This window comes from Bifidobacterium jacchi (assembly GCF_009078285.1).
Classification (GTDB): domain Bacteria; phylum Actinomycetota; class Actinomycetes; order Actinomycetales; family Bifidobacteriaceae; genus Bifidobacterium; species Bifidobacterium jacchi.
In genome coordinates this window covers 1-208 of the sequence record NZ_RQSP01000153.1, presented here as the reverse complement: position 1 = coordinate 208, position 208 = coordinate 1, and the positions used below count along the sequence as shown (strand labels likewise).

1 protein-coding gene is annotated in these 208 nt (G+C 55.3%); it reads right to left on the bottom strand.

What is annotated here, in order from left to right; all coding sequences use genetic code 11:
* Positions 1 to 27: 27 nt before the first annotated feature.
* Positions 28 to 208 (bottom strand): hypothetical protein (locus EHS19_RS11185; protein ID WP_206666375.1); only part of this gene is annotated, 181 nt, incomplete at its 5' end.

Genomic DNA, 208 nt, shown 5'->3' with positions numbered 1-208 from the left:
CCAGAGAACCGCCATTTTCCAACGTTTTCACCTGCATGCCACCTGAACATATCCTGTGATGCCCGGTGATCCGTGGGACGCAACGCGAAACAAGCCCGCTTTTGCGTTCCATCCCACGAAATCACGGCAAATCGTGGGACGCAACGCGGAAATCCCCGTGAATCGCGTTCCGTCCCACTGATCCGTGAAGTGGCCTGATTTTTGTTCC